Here is a 22,375-nt window from a genome sequence, read left to right as displayed (position 1 = left end):
GATGAGCGAGACCGCAGCACAGACCACGAATACGCCGTACGAGTTCGTCGGCGGGTACCCGACCGAGGAGACGATCCAGCGGGCGCATGACGAGGCCGACTTCAACCGAGCGGTGCAGGCGTACCGGTACTTCTACCCGAGCGTCTCGATGGTCGCTGTCTGGAAGGCGGATCTACGCGCCGGCGCCGAGGCGAACAGGGTGTTCGCGCTCCTGGAGGGCACCCCGAAGCAGTACGTGTTCACACCGAACTCCGACACCCCGTACTCCGGGCTGCTCCTCGACCTGTCCGACGGTCCGATGGTGATGGAACTCCCGCCCGGGCCGCTCATGAGCACCGTCAACGACCTGAATCAGCGATGGATTCTCGATGCCGGGCTCCCCGGTCCGGACAAGGGTGCCGGTGGCCGGCACCTCGTTCTCCCGCCCGGGTTCGACGGTGACGTCCCGGACGGGTACAACGTCGGGCGCGCCACCACGAACCGGGTGATGGTGCTCCTGCGCGCGCTGCCGATCGAGAACGACGACGCGGGGGCCGTCGCGCTCATGCAGTCGGTGAAGGTGTCCCGGCTGGGCGACGAGCCGACGGTCGCGGAGTGGGTCGACCTGACTGCGCTCGAGGACGAGGACTTCACCCCCGTCCCGTGGGAGGACAACCTCGAGTACTGGAACGTCCTCGCGGAGTTCATCCGATCAGAGCCACCGTTCGCGGAGTACCGGGCGCAGTACGGGGAGCTCGCCGAGCTCGGCATCCGACGGGACCGGCCGTTCGAACCCGACGAGCGGATGCGCGGCATCCTCGAACGGGCAGCGGTCGCCGGGCATGCGCAACTCGCGGTGCAGTCCTTCGCGGACCGCCGCCCTGAACGGGTCGTCTGGCCGGACACGAAGTGGGAGTGGGCGGTGTTGCGGCCGGAGAACGGCACGTTCGACACGGCGGACTACGCGGACTCCTACGCCAGGCAGAAGTGGTTCTACCAGGCGCAGATCGAGTCGCCGGCGATGTTCGCCCGATCCCAGGGTGCCGGTTCGCTGTACTGGCTCGGGATGCGGGACGCGTCCGGCGCGTACCTGGACGGCGGGAAGACCTACGTCCTCGACGTGCCACAACCGGTGCCCGCGAAACTGTTCTGGTCGATCACCGTCTACGACGCTCGCACACGGAGCGAGATCCGAACCGAGCAGAATCTCGCAGCGCTGCGGTCGCAGGTCGAGCTGCGCGACCTGCCCGACGGCGATGCGGTGCGGCTGCTCTTCGGCCCTGCCGCCCCGGAAGCCGACGACGCGAAGAGGTGGATCCAGACCCTCCCCGACGTCGGCTGGTTCGCGTACTTCCGGATCTACGGACCCGACAGCGCAGCATTCGACGGGTCCTGGCAACTGCCCGACTTCGATCGGACTTCCTGAGTCGACGCTCGACTCGTCAGACGGGGCAACGGGCCAGCTCGAAGGCAGAGGCGCGTGTGTTCAGGTAATGCCTGGCGTGCAACAACGCGAAGGGCGACCGCACCCCGCGGGAGATGGGCTGGCACCTGCGGTTCCGCCCGAAGGCGCCGCACGGTCCGAGCTGGGTCGTGCGCGGCGTCGAGCGCCCGCAGGCCGAGTGGGACGAGTTCCTGATCGCCGCGTAGCGGCGGGACCACCGGACTGGAGGCTCGAGGCGGCGCCGCCACGAGCCTCCAGTCCGTCGTGTGGTCACGGCAGACCGTGCGAGCGGGCACGTCGCGATCCACCCAGCGCCGCTGGTCCACGCCGACACCAGCACGCTGTTCGCCGGCAGTGGGATGCAGGCGACTCGTTCCGAGCGCGAAGTGTCGGCCTGCGGTACCCGGGTCACAGATGAACGACCCGGCGGGAGGATGGGTCGGCTCCAACTCCGCCGGGTCCGCGCCTCACGGCCTGGTGCGGAGCTTCGCACCCGCTACGGCAGCTGCAACACCGAGACTGAGCAGCACGAGCGCGACGGAGATCATCGGCCAGGGGTCGTTCCCTGTGAACGCAAGCTCCGATGCGTGCGAAGCCTGGTTGTCGGCTCGCTCGACCGTGTTCCGGGGCGTCACGGTATCGGTCGGTCCCGTGCTGGCGGTACCACCCGAACCGGTACCGGCACTCGAACCGGTGTCGCCACCGGGCCCCGTACCCGAAGCCCCGTCGCCACCCGAACCAGAACCGTCGCCTGCACCGGAACCGGCACCTGGACCACTGCCGTCACTCGTACCGTCGCCCGGCGGTGGTGTGGTCACGGGAGCGGAGACGACTGTGGTCGTCGAGGTCGCGGTGTTGTTGGTTTCGATCGCGGTGTCTGCGTCGATTCCGCTGACCGAGGCGGAGGCAGTCAGTTCACCGGTCGCGTCTGCAGGCACCGCACCTGCGATCGTGACGCCGAATTTCCCGCCAGCTGCGAGTACCGTCGCGGGGGTACCGGCGAGGTCGGAGACGAACGTCCCGTCGTCTCGTGGAGTCACCGTGCCGCCAGAGGGAGCCTCGACGCAGGTGAACGTCGCGCCTGCGATGGTGCATCCAGGAGCGTCGCCGACGAACTGCGGGTCCGTCAGCTCGGCGGGCACCGTGCCTGTCAGGGCAAAGCCGCTCGAGGCAGCCGGACCGTTGTTCGTCACCTCGGTGGTGAACGATGCGGTCCCACCTTGTTCGGTGGTGGGCGCGGTCGAAGACGACACGGCCAGGTCCGTGGCGGGCACGCCCACACGGACCCGAGACTGGACCGCGCTCGTCGACACGGTGTGCCCGACTGTGGCGGTCGTCGATGACGAGTACTGGCACGTGTACGTCAGGTTGTAGGTGATCGAGCTCACGAGCCCGTGAGCCTGGAAGTTCACCAGTGCGACGGCCGACGGCGCGGGGTAGGCCTCCGGAGTCACCAGCCGGTACGTCGCACCGTCGAACGACTCCCCGTCATCGGTCGTTCTCGTGATGGAGCCATCGGTCAGTGGGCTTCCGTTGACGGAAGTGAAGGTCATGCTCGGACGCAAGCCGAGGAAGAACCCGGGGCCGGAGTAGTTGACGCCGCCGAGGTTGAACATCAAGTACGGGTCCACGACCGGCTTGGGGAACGTCACCGTGACCGGGACCGGTGCGGTACTCATGTCTGCCGTCGTACGGTTCGCTCCAGGCCACGGGCAGTTGCTGCTGCCGTTGGCGGAGATGCCTGTGTAGGTGAACCCGTCACCGTTGCTGTTCGCAGCGACCCGTCCTGTCGGGGCGCTCACGGATGTTGCCACGGCCGACAGATTCGCTGGCAGCGCCTGCTCGCCGGTGGTGCCGGTCACGGTGACCGGAGCATTGGTCGAGACGGCACCGGGCGGGTCGGTTGTCGGAGGGCTCACCACCGCGTTCGCGGCCGTGGCGGGCCACGCCATGAGGACAACGATCCCGATCGCCGTGGCTGCCTGCGTCACGCGCGGATGCAACGAAGTACCTGTTTTCACTTCTCACCTCATATATTGACGAAATAATACTCGCAGGTTACATGTAAACGGTGAGGAGCGCTACTCGGTGGAGACGTGCTGCTCGGGATGGCCCCACCCGCGTGCACGGGAGATGGCCTGGCACCTGCGGTTCCGCCCGAAGGCGCCGCACGGTTCGAGCTGGGTCGTGCGCGGCGTCGAACGCCTGCAGGCCGAATGGGACGGTTCCTCATCGCCGCCTGGCGCCGGGACCACCGGACTGGAGGCTCGTGGCGGCGCCGCCACGAGCCTCCAGTCCGTCGTGTGGTCGCGTGCGGCGACGCGACTCGGGGCGGCCGGGCTGCCCGGGGGGGCACCTCGCGGTGAGCGTGCTCGGTCTTGGGCGCCTCCGCGGGGGGCGGACTCAGTCTCGCCGGATCATGTCGAAGCCGGCCGCCGCGTACTGCCGGAGCGTGGCGTCCGGCAGGAACGCGCGGACGAGTGCCGGCCCGATGCGGGCGAGGTCACCCTCGTCGCGGTAGAGCAGGTGGATCGGCTCGTAGCGCGGGTTGAACTTCTGCTTGAAGCGGTGCAGCGACGTGAACCCGTAGACCGGCTCCAGCACGCCGGCGAGCTGGCCGAGCAGCCGGGCGATCTGCCCCTCGTCGTCGCCGACCTCGTGCGCGAGCGGTGCACCGGAGAGCGACATGATCTGCGCGCCCTCCTCCGCGAAGGTCCGGGCGGAGGAACCGATGAGGAACTCCATCACGGGGCCGAACCCGCCGTCGCGCCGACGCATCAGGTCGAGGGTCCACCCGCGGTGTTCGCCGCCGGGTCCGTACACGGGCAGCCAGCTGAGGAAGCCCTCGACGTCGCCCACAGCGGACACGGCCAGGGCCAGGCGCACCTCGGGGTCCTCGGCCTCGTGCAGGGTCCCGAGCGTGAACCGCATCTCGGGAAGGTCCTTGTCGCCGATCCACGACTCCGAGATCGCCCGGAGCTGCTGGCGGACGCCCCACGTCTCCTCCGCGAGCGACGTCATCCGGAACGTCACCTGCTCACGGTCCGCCCGGTTCAGCGCGGTACGGACGTGTGACCACGGCTTGCCGGTGAACGCGAGCCCGGGCAGGTCCACGATCGTGTCGTCCGCGATGACGAGGCTGCGCCACGAGGGCGGGACGGCGTCGCGCGTGCGGGTGCCGGCGCTGAAGAAGCACGGCACGAGGGCGTCCCGTTCGGCCGCCGCGACGAACTCCGCGACGCTCCCCGGGATGCCGCCTTCCGGGCCGAGCGGATCAGCCAGGACGATCGCGACCCCGAGGTGCTTCTGGAACGGGACCACGCCGGTCGTCGTCCGGAGGTACTCCATGCCGTCCCACGTCGCCATCCAGGACAGGGTGCCGCCGCCGTCGGCCCTGATGGTGTCGCGGACCTCGTCGAGCGCCGGGGGATCCGCCGCTCGCCGGCCCCTCACGGCACCGAGCGCCCGTCGCCGTCGGGACCGGAAGGCGCTGCGCGTCGCCACGAGGTACACCAGGAACGCGAGCCAGAGCACCGACGTCGCCACGACGTGGTGCGCGTCGTCGCCGTCGAGTTGCACGCCGGGGTCGACCGCGAGCACCAGGACGAGCAGGGCCGACGTGACGATGTTGAGCAGCGCGACGAGGACGGTCAGGACCCAGGCCCACCGGCGTCCCAGACGCAGGCCGTTCGTGACGAACCCGATCACGACCACGTCGACGAGCACGTCGATCCACGGTCCGTCGAGCGCCTGTGTGCGGCCGAACGGACCGTCCGTCGGGACGAGCAGCGAGATGACCTGCACGGCCCCGAGCGCGAGGCTGATCGCGAACGCCAGGAGCCGCCGGTCGCGGAGGGTCGCCCGTTCGATCCGGAACGACCGGGTCACGGCGAGGGCGAACAGCACGGCCACCGCGTGCTCGACGTCCGCGAGGGTGCCGAGGAACAGGACGCTGATCGCCGCGTACCCGAACACCACCACCCAGAGTCGCTGCCGCCACGGCGACGGGAGCAGGGCGCAGCACGCCGCGATGCACGCGACGGCGCCGCCGGACGGCCCGACGTCGAGCACGCCGGCGAGCCGGTCGGCCCACGGCCATGCCGACAGCGACGCGACCGCCAGGAACGCGCAGGTGACGAGTACGGCGACGAGCTGCCCGATGCCGAACGACAGCAGTGCGACACGCGTCCCACGGCGCCACTCCAGCAGTCCCATCCCGGCGAAGGCCAGGAGGGTCGGGATGTACGCGGCCGGACTGACGACGAAGAACGTCCCGGTGACCGGGGTCCACCACCGTCCGTCCCGGAGTGCGGGGAGCCCGTACGCGACGTCCTGCCACCAGGTCTGAGCCGGGGTGGGGGACCACAGCCCCTGCCCGACGATCCCGACGACGAGGAGCACGCCGACCACGGCGAGCGTGCCCGGGATCCTCGTCAGGACCGCAGCAGCTCGGGGCCGCTGTCGGCTCGCGTGCTCGACGGTCGTCACGGCCGCGCCCCTGGGGGCAGTGCCCCCGGTGCCAGCTCCCCGATCAGCGTCCGGACGCGGTCGCGGATGTCGTCGCGGATCGGGCGGACGGCGTCGAGCGGGAGCCCGGCCGGATCCGTGAGGTTCCAGTCCTCGTACCGCTTGCCCGGGAACACCGGGCACGCGTCGCCGCAGCCCATCGTGATCACGACGTCCGCCTGCCGGACGGCGTCCGTGGTGAGGATCCTCGGTGCTTCGCCGAGGATGTCGACGCCGTCCTCGGCCATCGCGTCGACGGCGACCTGGTTGATGCGGTCGGCGGGCTCGGAACCGGCGGAGAAGACGTCGACGCGGTCGCCGGCGAGGTGCCGGAGGTACCCGGCGGCCATCTGGGAGCGGCCCGCGTTGTGGACACAGACGAAGAGCACTGCGGGCCTCGGCGTGGTCATCCGCCCATCCTGCACGGTTGTCGGAGGGGATGCGTAGCGTCGGGCCATGGCCGAGATGCGGATCGACGACGACACCATCACCGATCTCCGTGCGCGGCTGCGTGCGACGCGCTGGCCCGACGCGCCGGGCGTCGCGGGTTGGTCGCTCGGCGTCGACGTCGCCGAACTGCGGGAGCTCGTCGAGTACTGGGCGGACGGGTTCGACTTCGACGCCCACCGTGCCGCCCTCGCGGCGCTTCCGAGCAGCACGGTCGAGATCGACGGGATCGGCATCAACGTCTTGCACGCCGGAGAGGGCGGCACGCCGCTGTTGCTCGCGCACGGCTGGCCGGACTCGACCTGGCGGTACCGGAAGGTCCTGCCGCTGCTGGTCGCCGCGGGGTTCGACGTCGTCGTGCCGGACATGCCCGGGTACGGGTTCTCGGACGCGCCGCCGACGCCGATCGACGCGCGGGCGGTCGCGGGGCTCTGGGCGACGCTCATGACGGAGCTCGGGTACGACCGGTTCGCGGTCGCCGGTGGGGACATCGGCACGCACGTCGTCCGGTACCTGGCGCTCGACCATCCCGACGGCGTGGTCGCCGTGCACCGCATCGACGGCGGGCTGCCGTGGCCCGGCATCGACGTCTCGTCGTTGTCCACGCCGGAACGCGAATTCGTCGAGTCGACGTTCCGGTGGCGGGACACCGAGGGGGCCTACGCGTCGATGCACCGGACGAAGCCGCAGACCGCGGCGGTCGGGTTGAACGACTCCCCGGCCGGGCTCGCCGCGTGGATCGTCGAGAAGCTCCGGTCGTGGAGCGACTGCGACGGTGACCTCTGGTCGGTGTACACGCGGGACGAGGTGCTCCAGCTCGTCACCGAGTACTGGGCGACGGGCACGATCGGCTCCGCCATGCGGATGTACCACGAGAACGCGGCGATCCCGCCAGAGCAGTCCGCTCGCCGGGTGGAGGCACCGTCCGGCTTCACCCTGTACCCGGGCGACCTCGTCCGTGCGCCGCGGGAGTGGCTCGAGCGGACGACGAACCTCGTGTACCTGTCGGAACCCGAGCGCGGCGGCCACTTCGCTCCGTTCGAGCAGCCGGAGTCGTACGCGGCTGAGCTCGTCGCGTTCCTCGAGCCGTTCCGGGACTGAGCGCGCTTCGGTCCCGCTAGAGTGGACGGGCCGGCCTCTGTAGCTCAATGGAAGAGCAGTTCCGTCCTAAGGAAAGGGTTGGGGGTTCGAGTCCCTCCAGGGGCACCAGACGTCACGCGTCGGCGCGTGGCTCCGATTCTTGCCGGACGGCGTCCCAGGCGAGTCCCGCAGCGTCGATCCGCGCCATGTGGCGTTCTGCCCAGTCCCGCAGGGCGGCGATGGGCTCGGTGAGCGACTGGCCGAGCTCCGTGAGCCGGTAGTGCACCTTCGGCGGCGACGTCGGCTCGACGCGTCGGTCGACCAGCGAGTCGCGTTCGAGGCTCCTGAGCGTCTGCGCGAGCATCTTCTGCGAGATCCCCGGCATCCGGCGCTTCAGCTCGGCGAAGCGGACCTCACCGGGATGCTCGTCGCCGAGCACCTTCACCGCCATGGACGTCCACTTGCCGCCGAGCCGATCCAAGAGCTGACGGGTCGGGCAGGCCGGATCGAAGAGATCACCCCGGGACTGGTGCGAGTGATCGGTCACCGGCGGGTGACCAGGTTCCGTGAAAGTGCCGTCTTTCCCGCGCATGGGTGGTCTCCTACCATCAGCTGGTCACCAATCGTAACCACGACCTGGAGCGCCATGACCAGCAACCCATCGATCGTCGGGACCCGGATCGCGACGAACGGCACCCGACTCAACGTCGCGACCGCCGGCACGGGGTCCCCTGTGCTCCTGATGCACGGCTTCCCGCACACCTGGCGTGTCTGGAGCGACGTGATCCCCGTCCTGTCCCGATCCCACCGGGTGATCGCACCCGACCTCCGCGGCCTTGGCGGAAGCGACCGCGAACGTACGGGCTACGACGCTCGGAACCTGGCAGCGGACATGGCTGGGCTCCTCGATGCCATGGATGCGCCCACTGCCGCTGTCGTCGCGATCGATGCTGGCGTACCACCGGCGTTCATGCTCGCGCTCGAACACCCGGACCGGGTGTCACGGCTCGTCCTGATGGAGTCGACCATCGGGCTGCTGCCCGGCGCCGAGGGGTTCTTCCAGAACGGTGCGCCGTGGTGGTTCGGGTTCCATGCCGTCCCTGGCCTGGCCGAGACCGTCGTCGAGGGCCACGAAGCCGAGTACGTCGACTTCTTCCTCCGGGCCGGCACCGCGGATCAGTCGGGCGTGGCTGCGACCATCCGCGACGTATTCGTCAGCGCGTACAGCGGGCGGGAGGCGCTCCGCTGCGGTTTCGAGTACTACCGCGCGATGCCTCGGAACGCCGAACAGATCGCGGAGGCGACCACTCGGTTGCGCTTGCGCATCCCGACGCTCGCGGTCGGCGCGCAGGTCGTCGGCGACGCCACCGCTCGTCAGCTCGAGCCGATAACGGATCAGCTCGAGAGCGCCTCGATCGCGACCAGCGGTCACATCGTTCCCCTGGACAGGCCGCGCGAGCTGCTCGACCAACTCTCACCGTTCCTCAGCGACACGCTCCCTGCGAGCTGACGATGCGACCGTCAGCTCGCGAGCGCTGAGATCGATCTGCACGGCTCGCACCTCGTCTCGTCGCGATCAGCGAGTTGGCAATTCCCCGAGAGCCCATGCCCTTGGAGTTGACGGCATCGGCAGAGCGGCGACGTGTTCGTCGGAGAGCCTCGGGGGTGTGGTGTCGTCTGCCGAACGACGTGTCCGACCGGCACGCAGCGTTCCTGCGACACGGAGATGGACACAGTGGTCGGCGTCACGGACGGGTCAGGTCGACGGCGGATCGGCTCGGCATCGTTTCGTCAGAAGGCGTCCGTATGGCATGCGGGAACTGCGAAACTCCGCGAACCACCTACGTGAGACGGGGTCCGACTCGCACCAGGGCGGTGTGAGTCGGCGTTGCCCATGGTCAGTCAAATGTCCACTGGCGGACCGGCTATCGGACGGCGCGGGATCTAAGGCGAGGCCTATCTCGCTGCCGCGCGAATCGAACGTAAGAGGGTCTGCTCGAACTCCGACAGAACCGGGTCGGGCGCAGGCAGGCCACCCCGCCGCGCCCTGACGATCACGACCTCCGAGTCCCCTTGCGGTGTCCAGCGGAACGCGAGCGAGATGACCTCGACACGAGGAATCACGACTCCGGACCGTTGCGTGAGTGTCGCCCCATCGTGGTCAAGCTCGGAGACAGATGCGCGAGGAATCTGCGCCACAGCAGCCCGCACGACGCTGGGCACGTCCTGGAGCGCCACGTCGACGAGCGTTGAACCCCTCACGGCTGAAGTCACGTGTTCACCCAAGCACGCTGTCCCGGTGACCGATCCCGCACCGAGGCACAGCCAACCAGCCACGGTCAGCTGTCGAGCGCGATGACCCACACAACCAGTAGCGCACCCGCGACGACGAACACTCCGATCCCTGACCAGAACCACCGAGCACTGGTCCCGCGCTCTGCTCTGGCCCGGCCGATCCCATCCCTGCGGACGGCGATGACAGCAGCGCGCCCGATCAGCCCGAGCCCGATCAGCATGACGACTACGAGCCCCCACCACGTCCACCACGAAAACTCCATTGCAAGAGCATGCCGGACGAGAGGGGTTTAGTAGCGGCGCGGATCAGCGGTTGGCTGCTACCCGAGCCGAGCAGTCCGTCTCGATAACCAATCCTTCAGCGGACGTCTTGTGGTGCCGACTGGACCTGGTGTTGGTAGGCGGCAATCTTCCGTTCGAGTGCTGCAAGGTGCTGCTGCAGCTCCTTTTGCCGGGCAAGGACGGTGGCATGGTGTCGTTCGAGGAGCGCGAGCCGTTCGGCGTCGTTCGCACCCGCACGGTACGCAGCCGCGTACTCCCGCATTTCCTGCACGTTCATGCCCGTGCCCCTGAGCATCACGACTCCAGCGAGCCATGACAGCGCAGCACTGTCATACCGCCGCCAACCATCGGGCCCGCGGGGCGGGGCAGGCGCGATGCCTTCCTTCTCGTAGTACCGGATCGTGTCGACCGTGATCCCGAGCAAGCCGGCGGCTTCGCTGATCGTGACAGGCTCGTCGGTGGCCACGGCTGGAAGGATCATCTGCCGAGTCTCCCAGTTGACATGGTGTGCACACCAGGGCCGAAGCTGATTGCGGTCGGACACACCGGCATCGGAACGGAGAGCACATCGTGCAGCAGACACCCCTCGGCTCGCAAGGCCTGACCACCTCCCCGCTCGGGCTCGGTTGCATGGGGATGAGTGCCTTCTACGGCGGTGCGACCGAGCGTGGGTCGGTCGAGACGATCCGCCGCGCACTTGACCTCGGCATCACTCTGTTCGACACCGCGGAGGCGTATGGGCCGTTCGAGAACGAGAAGCTACTCGGTCGCACCCTCGGGGCCGACCGCGACCGGGTGACGATCGCGTCGAAGTTCGCCACCGACTTCACCGACAGCGGCGAGTTCATCGGCCTGGACGGCTCACCCGAGCACGCACGCCGCGCAATCGACCGGTCCCTCAGGCACCTCGGCACTGATCACGTCGACCTCTGGTACCTCCACCGGGTCGACCCGAACGTCCCGATCGAGGACACCGTGGGCGCGATGAGCGAGGCCGTCACAGCCGGCAAGGCCCGGTACATCGGCGTTTCCGAGACGTCCGCCGAGACGCTGCGCCGCGCGCACGAGACGTTCCCGGTCACGGCGATCCAGTCCGAGTACAGCCTGTTCGAGCGGGACGCCGAACACAACGGCGTCCTCGACACCGCTCGTGAGCTCGGCATCGGGTTCGTGCCGTTCTCTCCCCTCGGCCGCGGTTTCCTCAGCGGCACCGTGACCCGCAAGGACGACCTACCCAAGGGCGACGCCCGCCGGAACCTGCCGCGGTTCTCGGATGAGGCGATCGACGCGAACCTCCGCGTCGTCGACGCCCTCCGGAGCATCGCGACGGAGAAGAACATCACGCCGGCGCAGCTCGCGCTCGCGTGGCTGATCCACGCCGGCACCGTCCCGATCCCCGGCACGACGAAGGCGTCCCGGGTCGAGGAGAACGTCGCCGCGACCGAGGTCACGCTCACCGCCGGCGACCTCGAACGAATCGAAGCGGTTTCTCCTCATGGCGTCGCCACGGGCACCCGCAACACCGAAGCCGCCATGGCCCGCGACCGCGGCTAAGCGTCCTACTCAGCAGAACCGGACGGTTGCAGGACGTCTCAATAGACGATGGGCTACCGAGACGGTCGCGTGAAGTTTGCCAACTGAGTGGATTGTGGATCTGCGCGCGGCTCGGTCTTGGTTGCCCACCATGAGGCCAGCAAACGCAGTGATTCTTCGGCGGCTTTGTCCGCGGGACTGTTGACGAACATCGTCTGCCCCTCGGGGCCGGGAACCACGAATGCTTCCCAGTCAATGAGAACCTCCCCGACGGCAGGGTGAAGGAACCGCTTTCGGCCTGATGTTCGCCCGAGTGGGTTGGGGACGCTCCACCACGTCCGGAACTCCGGACTCTTAGTGGCAAGCTCTCCGACGAAGGCAGCCATGGCTTCGTCGTTGGGGTAGGAGCTCGCTTCGAGCTGGAGCACTCCGACCATCTCTGAAGCGATGACTGCCCAATCTGCGTAAAGCTTCCTCGCGTCCGGGTCGAGCAGGATCCAGCGCAGCAGGTTCCGGTCGCCGGGTTCCCTGCTCGGGAAGTCTGTCAGGAGCGCCCAGGCCAAGCCGTTCCCGGCGAGCACCTCGGTTCGGGGGCCCACGACGAACGCGGCCTGTCGGTCGAAGGAACGCAACATTCTCACGATCCCGGGTCGCACGGGAACCTCGGCGGGGCCTCCTGTGATTCCTGCGGCGGGACGGGCGAGGTTCACGAGATAGTCGTGTTCGGCGTCGTCGAGGAGCAGGATCTTCGCGATCGCCGCCAGCACCGACTCCGAGGGCGTCACCTGCCTGCCCTGCTCGAGGCGGATGTACCAATCGACGCTGACTCCCGCGAGGAAGGCCACTTCTTCGCGCCGCAGCCCCGGGACGCGTCGAGGGCCCGTGGCGGAGATACCGACCTGCGCCGGGGTGACGGCGGCGCGCTTGCCCGTCAGGAACTCGCTGAGCGCTTCATTCTTCGCCATGCGCTCATTGTCCCCGACACCCATCCCGGGCGACACGAATGTGAGTGGGCCGCTCTGTCCTACGACACTGCGGCCCTGACACACCTCCCCCGGCCCCGGTGTCCTGGATAAGCGCCGGAGATGTTCCGGCCCCGATCGAGAGGACACCTGCTTCATGGCTACCTGGCTCATCACCGGCGCTTCGCGCGGATTCGGCCGCGAGGTCGCACTCGAGGCCCTGCGACGGGGCGACACCGTCGTGGCCACCGCACGGAACACCGGTGCACTCTCCGACATCATCGACGCAGGCGGAAACAACGTCATTCCAATGAAACTCAACGTCGCCGACGCCGACGAGGTCCGCTCCGTCACGACTGAAGCGGAGAAGCGCACCGGCGGCATCGACGTCCTGTTCAACAACGCCGGCATCGGCTACTTCGCCGCCTTCGAGGAAGGCGAGGAGGCGGAAGAGCGCCGCCTCATGGAGATCAACGTGTTCGGTCTCGCCGCGATCACGAAGGCGCTCCTGCCCGGCATGCGCAACCGCCGCAGCGGCACCATCATCAACGTCTCCTCCGTCGGAGGCCTCCGCTCGTTCCCCGCGCTGTCCTGGTACAACGCCTCCAAATTCGCCGTCGAGGGTCTCTCAGAGGCCATCGCGCACGAAGTCGCACCACTCGGCATCCGCATGGTCCTGATCGAGCCCGGACCCTTCGCAACCGACTGGGCCGGCAACTCTGCCGCCGAGACCAAGCCTTACCGAGAGATCACCGACTACGCCAGCACCGCCGGCGCGAACCGTCAGGCGTCCCGCCAGGGTGCAGGCCAGGAGCCCGGAGACCCCGCGAAGGCCGCCGTCGCGATCGTGGACGTCGCCCACGACGCCAACCCACCGCAGCGTCTGCCCCTCGGGAACATCGCCTACGACGGGATCCTCGAGAAGTTCGACATGGTCCGCGACGACATCGCCGCCCGCGAGCACGTCAGCCGCAGCGCCGACCGATGATCTACCGGACACCAGAGCGTCGGTTCACAGCCGGGACCAAGCGTGCCACGCACCCGCTCAGCCCCCAGATGACGACCGACCAGACGCACACCGCAATCGCGTCGGAAAGCAGAACCCATGAATGACCCGCGTCCCCTCGCCCTCGTCACGGGCAGTTCTTCCGGAATCGGTTTCGAGCTCGCGAAGCAGTTCGCCACCGGCGGCTACGACGTCGCACTCACCGGTTCCAGCGACCGCGTCTTCGCCGCCGCGGGGAGCCTCGAGACTCTGGGTGTCGACGCGTACCCTCACCAGGCAGACGCCAGCACCTACGACGGCGTGGAGAGCTTCTGGGCCTTCGTCCGAGACCTCGACCGCCCCGTCGAGGCGGCAGCGCTCAACGTCGGAATCGGCCTCGGTGGTGCGTTCGTCGACAACACCCTCGAGGACGAGTTCCGCCTCCTGGACATCAACATCAAGGGCACCGTCCACCTCGCCAAGCGCGTCGTGCAGCACATGGTCCCCAATGGTCACGGCCGCATCCTCATCGTCTCCTCAATCTCCGCCACCACCCCCACCCCGTTCGAGACCGTCTACGGCCCCTCGAAGGCGTTCGGGTTCGCCTTCGCTGAATCCCTCCGCGAGGAGCTGAAGGACACCGGTGTCAGCGTCACCGCGCTCCTGCCAGGAGCCACCGACAGCGACTTCCACGCCAACGCTGGGATGAACAACACCAAGCTCGGCCCCGACTTCAAGAAGAACGACAAGACCGAAGTCGCCCGGCAGGGCTACGAAGCCCTCCTCGCTGGGGACGACCACGTCGTCGGCGGCGACGACGCCACCAAGCAGATCGTCATCGACAACCGCACTATCCCCGAGCCGGAGAAAGCCGCCAAGCAGGCCGAGCTGACCCGTCCCAACCAGTCACGAAAGAGCTGACCCATGAGCACCACGAAGAAGCGCGTCGCCGTCACCGGCATCAACGGCAAGGTCGGCCAGCACGTCGTCGACCAGCTCCTCAAGGACGGCCACGAGGTCTTCGGGATCGACCAGACCCCGGCTACCCGCACCGACATCATCTCGATCGTCGCCGACCTCACCGACTACGGCCAGACCTTCGACGCCCTCGGGTCCGTCGGTTGGGACGTCCTCGGCGACACCGTCGACAACGCCTTCGACGTCGTCGTCCACCTCGCAGCCGTGCCGCACCCCCGCCTTTACAGCAACGCCAAGACGTTCGAGAACAACGTCATCGCCGGGTACAACGTGTTCGAGGCTGCCCACCGCCACGGCCTGAAAGACATCGTCCTGGCCTCCAGCGAGACCGTCCTCGGGGTGCCGTTCCCGGCGAACCTCGACCAACTGCCCCTCGATGACGACTCCGCCCGCCACGGCCGCAACGCCTACGGTCTGTCCAAGCTGTTCATGGAGCACCTCGCCGAGGAGTACACCAACAACGACCCCGAGCTACGTGTCACCGCACTTCGGTTGTCCTACGTGCAGAACGTTGACGATTACGACGAGTACCCCTCGTTCGCCGACAACCTTGACACTCGCGCGTGGGACATCTGGTCCTACATCGACGGCCGCGATGTCGGAACCGCAACGGAGAAGGCCCTGCACCAGACCCAGCGCGGCTTTCACCCGTACCTGATCGTCGCCGACGACACCGTCATGCCCATTCCCACCGCGAAGATCATCGCCGAGCGGTACCCCAACACCCTTGTCAAGGGTGAGCTGGCCGAGTTCGGGTCGCTGCTCTCGAACGCAGCCGCGAAGCGTGACCTCGGCTGGGTACCGGAGCACACCTGGCGCGACCACGTTGAGCCCAACGGCCGCTGAACGTCGCCGTGACAAGTGAGGCCACACCCGTTCGCGGGTGTGGCCTCAATGTCTTCTGCGAAAGTGCCGTACCGAGGTCGGCAGGTTGTCTCGATAGGCGATCGGCGATCAGACACTGAATCCGACGCGGTGGAGCTGGGTAGCCCATGCGCGCAGCGTCGTGGGCGTGGTTGTGGTCAGGTCGCGTCGCTGCTCGGCGATGAAGTCGTCTCGAATGCCCGTAGACATGCTCATGATCGCCGCTACCCGCTGTTCCGTAAGGCCACTGACCCGGAGGTCTCCCCGCATCGCTTCGTCTCTGATGCGTTCCACCTGGACAGGACGGCTCAGCGTCGAGCGGAGAACCTCCGCGACTTCGGACCAGGTGAGATCCTCGGGCCCATGAAGTGCCTGGACTTCTCTCCCAGACCAGTGCGGCGACAGGAGCCGGGCAGCGGTGACTTCCGCAACGTCGCGAGGTGCCACCCATGGCATCGGAAGATCGAGGGGGAGAAGCACGCGGATTGTGCCACCATCGAGCGCACCCGGGTCAAGCAACAGGTTGCTCATCAGCAGCCCGCACCGTAGGTGCACCACGTCGATACCAAGGGCGTCAAGTCGTTGCTCGGTGGCGGCGAGACCGTCGATCTCGCCGACCCCGTTCCGGCGCTCGGCGCCGACGCTGCTCTGGAAGACGACCCGTCCGATCGCGTTTGATGTCACCGCGCCCTGCAGCGTTTCGGCTAGTTCGTCGTAGTAGGCAAGAGGATCGGACTCGTCGAGCGCAGGTGATGGTGTGATCCATGACAGCGATTGGATCCCGCGGAGACTCGCGACGACAGCAGCATGATCGCGAAGGTCCACAGCGACGACGTCTGTGCGCTCGCGAACGTCCTGGGGCAAGGACTCCGGGTGCCTCGTCAGAACCCGCGGGCGGACCCCTGCGCGCAAGAGTGCGCGGACCGTCTCGCTCCCGACGTTGCCGTTCGGCGCAGTCATCGCAATCATTCCCGCCCGCCTTTCTGCGCCCTAGTTCTACTGCGTGGGTCTGACACCGCCTCATCCGGTGGCCGATCGGTCATCGAGACGCGAGCGCGCGCTAGGTTGGCTCGGTGGACGTGTTGAGCGCGAAGGTCCTGGGCACGATCGCCCTCGCCTTCGGCTCGGTCTTCATGACGACGTCGATCGTCCGCTTCATCCGGCCGGATCTCGACGTTGTCCTGGCTGTCGTGAACACGGCGCTCGGCATCTTCTGGCTCGGTGCCGGCATCTGGTTGTGGCGCTTCGCCCTCCGCAAGGCGGAACGCGGCCGGTAGCCGTGGCGACACCGAACGTCCACGCCGACCCACGGGGTCGGAGTACGCGGGACTGAGCGTGTGGTCGACGATGTCCGTTGTTCACCCCGGGTTGCTATACCGGGGTGAGCCGCGCAACCGACCCCGCGCGGGCGAGGAGGACCCCGTGCTGGACGTCGCCCCCATCGGAGACCTGCGCGAGTACATCGAGGACCTGCGGACGCGCGGGTACACCGTCGGGAGCGCCCACACCGCCGATCCGGAGCTGATCGATCCCGAGGGCAACCCGATCCACACCTGGAAAGAGGACTACCCGTACCACGAGCGGATGGACCGCGACGAGTACGAGTACGAGAAGTACCGCCTGCAGGTCGAGCTGCTGAAGCTGCAGTACTGGCTCGAGGACGAGGGCCGTCGCGCGATCATCCTGTTCGAGGGCCGCGACGCCGCAGGCAAGGGCGGCACGATCAAACGCTTCACCGAGCACCTGAACCCCCGGACGTCCCGTGTCGTCGCCCTGTCGAAGCCGAGCGAGCGCGAGCAGGGGCAGTGGTACTTCCAGCGGTACGTCGAGCACCTGCCGAGCGCCGGGGAGATCGTGATGTTCGACCGCTCCTGGTACAACCGTGCCGGGGTCGAGCGCGTGATGGGGTACTGCTCGGACGAGGAGTACGAGACGTTCATGGCGCAGGCACCGTCGTTCGAGCGGATGCTCGTCGACTCGGGTATCCACGTCACGAAGTTCTGGTTCTCGGTGACGCGCAAGGAGCAGCGCACTCGGTTCGCCATCCGGCAGCTGGACCCGGTCCGCCGGTGGAAGCTCTCGCCGAACGACGTCGCGTCGCTCCGGGTCTGGGACGACTACACGGCCGCGAAGGAGGAGATGTTCCGCCGCACCGACAAGCGGTACGCGCCGTGGACGATCGTCCGGTCGAACGACAAGAAGCGCGCCCGCGTGAACGCGATGCGGTACTTCCTCGCGCAGTTCGACTACGAGGACAAGGACCCGTCGGTGGCGCTGCCACCCGACCCTCTGCTGGTGATGCGCGGCAAGGCGCTCCAGATGGAGGAGTGACGCTCACCCTGCTGGGGTGATGTCGCCAGGGCGGCTCGGGACGACGATCGCTGGCATGACCACCGATGCGGAGAACGGTACCGACCTCCCGCCGCGCGACAGCCTGCCGGCGATCTTCGACGACCTCGACCACCAGCTCGCCTGCCTGACCTACCTGTGGGCGCTGCCGATCGTGTCCTACGCGCACTGGAGCGCCCAGCACCGCGAGGTGTTCGGCGCGACGCAGCACGACCTCGTGCACTACGTCACCTACCGGGACAAGCTCGGGCTGATCACGGCAAACGCGACGACCCCGTACATCCTGAACTTCTTCGACCTGTCGGAGACCGGTCCGCTCGTGATCGAGCTCCCACCGGGACCGACGGCGGGCGGAGTGTCGGACTTCTGGCAGCGCGAGTGCGGCGTCCTCGGCGAGATGGGGGCGGACGCCGGGCACGGCGGGACGACGCTCGTCGTCGCTCCTGGACAGGACGTCCCCGAGCACGACCAGAGCTGGTCGGTGATCCGGTCCAGCGGGGTCAACGTGATGTTCGGGTTCCGCACGCTCGACCCGGATCCGGAGCGCGGGGCGGCCCTGGCCGCGGCGGTGCGCGTGCATCCCCTGGCGGAGCACGACGATCCGCCGGCGACCCGGCTGATCTCGCCGGACGGGCGGCCGTGGTCGGGCGATCAACCGCGGGGCATCGCCTACTGGGAGGTGCTGCACCGCATCTACCAGACCGAGGTCGTCGACGAGCGGGACCGGTTCTTCCTGGCGATGCTGCGACAGCTCGGGATCGAGCCTGGCAAGCCGTTCGCGCCGGACGAGCGGCTCGTCATGGTGCTGGAACGGGCGGCTGCTGACGGGGAGCGCATGGCACAGGCGAACACGTTCGCGAAGCGCTTCCCCGACACGCGCTACCGCCCGGACCGGCAGTGGGACTTCGCGGTCGTCCTCTCGAACTCGGCACAGCGGGGCCCCTGGTACGACGAGCTGCTGGAGCGTGCATCGTGGTTCTACGAGGCGGTGAGCTTCTCGTCGGCGATGAAGAGCACGACCCCCGGCAAGGGGCAGGCGTACCTCGGTGCGTACACGGATGCAACGGGTGCGTGGCTCGACGGCGGCCGGTCGTACGAGCTCACGGTGCCGCCCGACGTGCCGGCCGCGCTGTTCTGGTCGGTCACGGTGTACGACGTGGGGACGCGGTGTCTCATCGACAACGAGCAGCAGCGCGGCGACCGTGGCAGCCGCGACCGGGACCTCGTGGTGGAGTCGGACGGCTCGGTCGTGCTGCACTTCGGTCCGGAACCACCGGCGAGCGGGACGAGCAACTGGGTGCAGACGATCCCCGGCAAGCACTGGTTCTCGTACTTCCGGCTCTACGGCCCGCTCGGTCCCTACCTCGACCGGAGCTGGGCACCAGGCGACTTCGAACCGGCGGGCGCGTGACGGGATCGAGATGGTGACCCCGTGACGGACGGGAGGCGCGGTGCCAGCCGGCACCGCGCCTCCCGTCCGTCGTCCGGTCGCGACCGGAGCCGCTGGCGGCTCAGCGGGTCGGCACCACGACGGCGCGTCCACGCACCTTGCCCGCGTGCAGGCGGTCGTAGGCCTCGGTCGCCTGGTCCATCGAGTACTCCTCGACGTGGATCGAGATCGCGCCCTTCTTGGCGAGCTCCACGACCTCCATGAGCTCGGTGCGGGAGCCCCAGTTGATCGCCCGCGCGTTGACGTCGAGCGGCACGGTGGTCTGCCCGACCGGAACGGCGCCCGTCGCGACACCGACGACGACGATGTCACCGGCGACGCGGATCATGCCTGCTGCGAGGTCGGCCGTCGGCTGGATGCCCACGAAGTCGAACACGACGTCGGCGCCGAGGCCGCGCGTGATGCCCTTGACGCTCTCGATCGCGTCGGGGTTCGACAGGAAGGTGTGGTCGGCGCCGACCGACTCGGCGAACGACAGCTTGTCGTCGTCGACGTCGAGCACGACGACGGTCGACTGCGTGAGCGCCTTGAGGAGCTGGATCGCGACGTGACCGAGGCCGCCGGAGCCGATGACGACGGCGGTGGTGCCGGGGGTCAGCCGGGGGAGCGCGGACTTCACGGCGCGGTACGGGGTCAGCGCGGCATCGGTCAGCGACACGTTCGCGACGGGGTCGAGATCGCCGATCGGCACCAGGTGGCGGGCGTCGTCGACGATCATGTACTCCGCCATGCCGCCGTCGCTGAAGATGCCGGGTGCGCGCATCCCGTGCTCGCAGTTCTGCTCCTCGCCCGATGCGCAGGCGTAGCAGCGGCCGCAGCCCCACGGTCCGTAGACCAGGACGGACTCGCCGACCTCGACACCGTGCACGCCCTCGCCGATCGCCTCGACGACGCCCGCGACCTCGTGGCCGAGCGTCAGCGGGACGGGCTTGAACCAGTAGTCCTCGGCGGACGTGCCCATGATGAACTCGTCCGAGTGGCAGGCCCCGGCGGCGGTGACGCGGAGCAGGACCTCCGACGCCGAGGGAGCGGGCTTCGGGATCTCGACGAGCTCCGGGCGGGAGCCGATGGTGCGGTACTGCAGTGCCTTCATGGCGTCAGAATACGCCCGTTAGGCGACAGGTGTCGTTTGTGCCTCCCAACCGGTCGAGCGGTGGCTGCGAGCGTGCACGCACAACGGTGGCAGGATGATCGCTGGCCGCTTCCCTGGCGACTGGATTGTGGAGAGATCGAGCGTGACGGACACCCACTCCGCGGCTCCTGTCGGCGAGGACGCCGCACAAGGTCAGGACACCGCACCCGGCGACGACGCCGGAGCCGGACACGGCGGCCCCAAGGGCGTGACGGCCCTGGCGCTCGCCGCGCTCGGGGTCGTCTTCGGCGACATCGGAACCAGCCCGCTGTACGCCCTGCGGACGGTGTTCACGATCGACGGCGGGATCGTGAAGCCGATCCCCGAGGACGTCTACGGCGTGATCTCGATGATGTTCTGGAGCATCACGATCATCGTGTCGATCAAGTACGTCCTCGTGCTCATGCGCGCGGACAACAACGGCGAGGGCGGCGTGATGGCGCTCGCCGCACTGGCCCGTCGGCTGTACGCCAAGCGCCGCGGCGGGTCGACGATCTTCCTCATCGTGGGGATCGTCGGGGTCTCGCTGTTCTACGGCGACTCCGTGATCACCCCGGCGGTCTCCGTGCTGTCCGCGGTCGAGGGCCTCGGCACTGCGGCGCCGGCGGTCGGGCACCTCATCGTGCCGATCGCCGCGGTCATCCTCGTGATCCTGTTCTTCGTGCAGCGGTTCGGCACCGGCAAGGTCGGGTCGCTGTTCGGCCCCGTGATGCTGCTCTGGTTCGTCGTGATCGCGGTGGCCGGCCTCCCGATGATCTTCCAGCACCCCGGCGTCCTGCAGGGGCTGTCCCCGACCTGGGCGATCGCGTTCGTCGTCGCGCACCCGTTCATCTCGTTCGTCGCGATGGGCGCCGTCGTCCTGGTGATCACCGGTGCCGAGGCCCTCTACGCGGACATGGGGCACTTCGGCCGGGTGCCGATCCTCCGTGCGTGGTTCTTCGTGGTGTTCCCCGCGCTGGTCCTCAACTACCTCGGGCAGGCGGCGCTCGTGCTCGAGCACCCGGAGGCGACGAAGGACCCGTTCTTCCTGCTCTTCCCGAACTGGGCGCAGCTCCCGGTCGTGGTGCTCGCGACGGCCGCGACGGTCATCGCGAGCCAGGCGGTCATCTCCGGGGCGTTCTCGCTCACCCGGCAGGCCGTCCAGCTGGGGCTCCTGCCACCGCTGACGATCCGGCAGACCTCCAAGCAGGAGGGCGGGCAGATCTACCTGCCCGCGGTGAACCTGCTGCTGTTCATCGGCGTGATGGCGATCATGCTCGCGTTCCGGTCGTCGGCGAGCCTGGCGACGGCGTACGGGGTGTCGGTGACCGGGGCGCTCGTCACGGACACGCTCCTGCTGCTCCTCGTCGTGAAGCCGCTCTGGCACTGGGCGACGTGGAAGCTCGTCGCAGCGGCGGTCGTGTTCGGCGGTCTCGAGCTGACCTTCCTCGCCGGCAACCTGTCGAAGGTCATCCACGGCGGGTGGGTGCCGCTCCTCATCGCCCTCGCGGTGATCACGGTCATGACGACGTGGCGCCGGGGCCGGCAGCTCGTGCAGCAGGAGCGGCAGGAGCGCGAGGGGTCCCTCGACGAGTTCATCGAGAAGATCAACACGAAGCACGTGCCACGGGTCCGGGGCGTCGCGGTCTTCCCGCACCCGAACAAGGACACGACGCCGCTGGCCCTCCGTGCGAACGTCGAGCACAACCACGTGGTGCACAAGCACGTCATCATCGTCTCCGTCATCACGGCGAACGTGCCGCACGTCCCGCACGCCAAGGCCTTCGTCCGTGACGACCTCGGGTACACCGACGACGGCATCGAGCACATCACCGTGAAGTTCGGGTTCTCCGACGACCAGGACCTGCCGCACGCCCTGCACGCGGCCTGCCTGTCCGAGGTGCTCGACCTCGACCCTGACGACATGGCCGAGGCGTCGTACTTCATCTCCCGCGGTGCACTCCGGCCGATGCGCGGCAACCGGGGCATGGTGTCCTGGCGGAAGAAGCTCTTCGTCGGGCTCGCCCACAACGCCGCGGACCCGGCAGCACGCTTCGGTCTGCCGCCGCAGCGCACCGTGACGATGGGCAGCGACGTCGAGATCTGACGT

Annotated in this window: 19 protein-coding genes and 1 tRNA gene; 12 read left to right on the top strand and 8 right to left on the bottom strand. The window is 68.4% G+C overall.

Features of this window, described 5'->3' with window-relative positions; genetic code table 11:
• Nucleotide 1 precedes the first annotated feature (1 nt).
• A complete protein-coding gene (locus tag AAEP80_RS00475) occupies nt 2–1,405 on the top strand; it encodes a DUF1254 domain-containing protein (RefSeq protein ID WP_420365563.1) in 1,404 nt (467 codons plus the stop codon).
• 485 nt (nt 1,406–1,890) lie between these two features.
• Here AAEP80_RS00475 and AAEP80_RS00470 read toward each other — a convergent pair whose 3' ends face one another.
• The 3 genes from AAEP80_RS00470 to AAEP80_RS00460 form a co-directional block, all read right to left on the bottom strand.
• Complete coding sequence (locus AAEP80_RS00470) at nt 1,891–3,414, bottom strand: hypothetical protein (RefSeq protein WP_420365562.1); 1,524 nt, start codon at nt 3,412–3,414, stop codon at nt 1,891–1,893.
• A 412-nt stretch (nt 3,415–3,826) separates the two neighbouring features.
• Nucleotides 3,827–5,911 carry a bifunctional lysylphosphatidylglycerol flippase/synthetase MprF gene (locus AAEP80_RS00465; RefSeq protein WP_420365561.1) on the bottom strand — a complete coding sequence of 695 codons (2,085 nt, stop codon included), beginning with the start codon at nt 5,909–5,911 and terminating at the stop codon, nt 3,827–3,829.
• Entirely contained in the window at nt 5,908–6,339 is a 432-nt protein-coding gene (locus tag AAEP80_RS00460; RefSeq protein ID WP_420365560.1) for an arsenate reductase ArsC, read from the bottom strand. Before AAEP80_RS00460 ends, AAEP80_RS00465 begins: the two co-directional genes overlap by 4 nt.
• 46 nt (nt 6,340–6,385) lie before the next feature.
• Between AAEP80_RS00460 and AAEP80_RS00455 the strand changes: the two genes are divergently transcribed.
• A complete protein-coding gene (locus tag AAEP80_RS00455; protein ID WP_420365559.1) occupies nt 6,386–7,477 on the top strand; it encodes an epoxide hydrolase family protein in 1,092 nt (363 codons plus the stop codon).
• Nucleotides 7,478–7,510: 33 nt separating this feature from the next.
• Nucleotides 7,511–7,585, top strand: a tRNA-Arg gene (locus tag AAEP80_RS00450).
• A gap of 4 nt (nt 7,586–7,589) precedes the next feature.
• Here the strand turns inward: AAEP80_RS00450 and AAEP80_RS00445 are convergent.
• Complete coding sequence (locus AAEP80_RS00445; protein ID WP_420365558.1) at nt 7,590–8,048, bottom strand: winged helix-turn-helix transcriptional regulator; 459 nt, start codon at nt 8,046–8,048, stop codon at nt 7,590–7,592.
• 54 nt (nt 8,049–8,102) lie between these two features.
• Between AAEP80_RS00445 and AAEP80_RS00440 the strand changes: the two genes are divergently transcribed.
• Nucleotides 8,103–8,966 (top strand): alpha/beta fold hydrolase, encoded by an 864-nt coding sequence (locus AAEP80_RS00440; protein ID WP_420365557.1) that lies wholly within the window; start codon nt 8,103–8,105, stop codon nt 8,964–8,966.
• Between the two features lie 1,143 nt (nt 8,967–10,109).
• Here AAEP80_RS00440 and AAEP80_RS00435 read toward each other — a convergent pair.
• Nucleotides 10,110–10,499 carry a MerR family transcriptional regulator gene (locus tag AAEP80_RS00435; RefSeq protein WP_420365556.1) on the bottom strand — a complete coding sequence of 130 codons (390 nt, stop codon included), beginning with the start codon at nt 10,497–10,499 and terminating at the stop codon, nt 10,110–10,112.
• A 104-nt stretch (nt 10,500–10,603) separates the two neighbouring features.
• Here AAEP80_RS00435 and AAEP80_RS00430 point away from each other — a divergent pair, with 104 nt between their 5' ends.
• Complete coding sequence (locus AAEP80_RS00430; RefSeq protein ID WP_420365555.1) at nt 10,604–11,587, top strand: aldo/keto reductase; 984 nt, start codon at nt 10,604–10,606, stop codon at nt 11,585–11,587.
• Between the two features lie 53 nt (nt 11,588–11,640).
• On the opposite strand, the gene AAEP80_RS00425 is transcribed toward AAEP80_RS00430, so the two are convergent.
• Complete coding sequence (locus tag AAEP80_RS00425; protein WP_420365554.1) at nt 11,641–12,531, bottom strand: helix-turn-helix transcriptional regulator; 891 nt, start codon at nt 12,529–12,531, stop codon at nt 11,641–11,643.
• A 154-nt stretch (nt 12,532–12,685) separates the two neighbouring features.
• Here AAEP80_RS00425 and AAEP80_RS00420 point away from each other — a divergent pair, with 154 nt between their 5' ends.
• The 3 genes from AAEP80_RS00420 (at nt 12,686) to AAEP80_RS00410 (ending at nt 15,337) form a co-directional block, all read left to right on the top strand.
• On the top strand, nt 12,686–13,516 hold the full coding sequence (locus tag AAEP80_RS00420; protein WP_420365553.1) for an oxidoreductase: 831 nt from the start codon (nt 12,686–12,688) through the stop codon (nt 13,514–13,516).
• Between the two features lie 117 nt (nt 13,517–13,633).
• Nucleotides 13,634–14,434, top strand: a complete 801-nt coding sequence (locus AAEP80_RS00415; RefSeq protein ID WP_420365552.1) for an SDR family NAD(P)-dependent oxidoreductase — start codon at nt 13,634–13,636, stop codon at nt 14,432–14,434.
• A 3-nt stretch (nt 14,435–14,437) separates the two neighbouring features.
• Nucleotides 14,438–15,337, top strand: a complete 900-nt coding sequence (locus AAEP80_RS00410) for an NAD-dependent epimerase/dehydratase family protein (RefSeq protein ID WP_420365551.1) — start codon at nt 14,438–14,440, stop codon at nt 15,335–15,337.
• Nucleotides 15,338–15,445: 108 nt separating this feature from the next.
• On the opposite strand, the gene AAEP80_RS00405 is transcribed toward AAEP80_RS00410, so the two are convergent.
• Complete coding sequence (locus tag AAEP80_RS00405; RefSeq protein WP_420365550.1) at nt 15,446–16,315, bottom strand: NAD(P)H-binding protein; 870 nt, start codon at nt 16,313–16,315, stop codon at nt 15,446–15,448.
• Between the two features lie 113 nt (nt 16,316–16,428).
• On the opposite strand from AAEP80_RS00405, the gene AAEP80_RS00400 reads away from it, so the two are divergent.
• The 3 genes from AAEP80_RS00400 to AAEP80_RS00390 all read left to right on the top strand — a co-directional run bounded on the left by AAEP80_RS00400 (nt 16,429) and on the right by AAEP80_RS00390 (nt 19,115).
• Nucleotides 16,429–16,632, top strand: a complete 204-nt coding sequence (locus tag AAEP80_RS00400; protein ID WP_420365549.1) for a hypothetical protein — start codon at nt 16,429–16,431, stop codon at nt 16,630–16,632.
• 145 nt (nt 16,633–16,777) lie between these two features.
• A complete protein-coding gene (gene ppk2 / locus AAEP80_RS00395) occupies nt 16,778–17,686 on the top strand; it encodes a polyphosphate kinase 2 (RefSeq protein ID WP_420365548.1) in 909 nt (302 codons plus the stop codon).
• A 55-nt stretch (nt 17,687–17,741) separates the two neighbouring features.
• Nucleotides 17,742–19,115 (top strand): DUF1254 domain-containing protein, encoded by a 1,374-nt coding sequence (locus AAEP80_RS00390; protein ID WP_420365547.1) that lies wholly within the window; start codon nt 17,742–17,744, stop codon nt 19,113–19,115.
• Between the two features lie 100 nt (nt 19,116–19,215).
• Here AAEP80_RS00390 and AAEP80_RS00385 read toward each other — a convergent pair whose 3' ends face one another.
• Complete coding sequence (locus AAEP80_RS00385; protein WP_420365546.1) at nt 19,216–20,247, bottom strand: NAD(P)-dependent alcohol dehydrogenase; 1,032 nt, start codon at nt 20,245–20,247, stop codon at nt 19,216–19,218.
• A 142-nt stretch (nt 20,248–20,389) separates the two neighbouring features.
• Here AAEP80_RS00385 and AAEP80_RS00380 point away from each other — a divergent pair, with 142 nt between their 5' ends.
• Nucleotides 20,390–22,372 (top strand): potassium transporter Kup, encoded by a 1,983-nt coding sequence (locus AAEP80_RS00380; protein ID WP_420365545.1) that lies wholly within the window; start codon nt 20,390–20,392, stop codon nt 22,370–22,372.
• Nucleotides 22,373–22,375 lie beyond the last annotated feature (3 nt).

The sequence above is a fragment of the Curtobacterium sp. L3-7 genome (genome assembly GCF_048756585.1).
Classification (GTDB): domain Bacteria; phylum Actinomycetota; class Actinomycetes; order Actinomycetales; family Microbacteriaceae; genus Curtobacterium.
The sequence above is the reverse complement of the archived record's forward strand: the minus strand, read 5'-3'. Positions and strand labels throughout refer to the sequence as shown.

Coding starts and splice junctions, on each gene's coding strand:
- AAEP80_RS00475 (WP_420365563.1), top strand. CDS start 2: ATGAGCGAGACCGCAGCACAGACCACGAATACGCCGTACGAGTTCGTC.
- AAEP80_RS00460 (WP_420365560.1), bottom strand. CDS start 6,339: ATGACCACGCCGAGGCCCGCAGTGCTCTTCGTCTGTGTCCACAACGCG.
- AAEP80_RS00455 (WP_420365559.1), top strand. CDS start 6,386: ATGGCCGAGATGCGGATCGACGACGACACCATCACCGATCTCCGTGCG.
- AAEP80_RS00445 (WP_420365558.1), bottom strand. CDS start 8,048: ATGCGCGGGAAAGACGGCACTTTCACGGAACCTGGTCACCCGCCGGTG.
- AAEP80_RS00440 (WP_420365557.1), top strand. CDS start 8,103: ATGACCAGCAACCCATCGATCGTCGGGACCCGGATCGCGACGAACGGC.
- AAEP80_RS00425 (WP_420365554.1), bottom strand. CDS start 12,531: ATGGCGAAGAATGAAGCGCTCAGCGAGTTCCTGACGGGCAAGCGCGCC.
- AAEP80_RS00420 (WP_420365553.1), top strand. CDS start 12,686: ATGGCTACCTGGCTCATCACCGGCGCTTCGCGCGGATTCGGCCGCGAG.
- AAEP80_RS00415 (WP_420365552.1), top strand. CDS start 13,634: ATGAATGACCCGCGTCCCCTCGCCCTCGTCACGGGCAGTTCTTCCGGA.
- AAEP80_RS00410 (WP_420365551.1), top strand. CDS start 14,438: ATGAGCACCACGAAGAAGCGCGTCGCCGTCACCGGCATCAACGGCAAG.
- AAEP80_RS00405 (WP_420365550.1), bottom strand. CDS start 16,315: ATGACTGCGCCGAACGGCAACGTCGGGAGCGAGACGGTCCGCGCACTC.
- AAEP80_RS00390 (WP_420365547.1), top strand. CDS start 17,742: ATGACCACCGATGCGGAGAACGGTACCGACCTCCCGCCGCGCGACAGC.
- AAEP80_RS00385 (WP_420365546.1), bottom strand. CDS start 20,247: ATGAAGGCACTGCAGTACCGCACCATCGGCTCCCGCCCGGAGCTCGTC.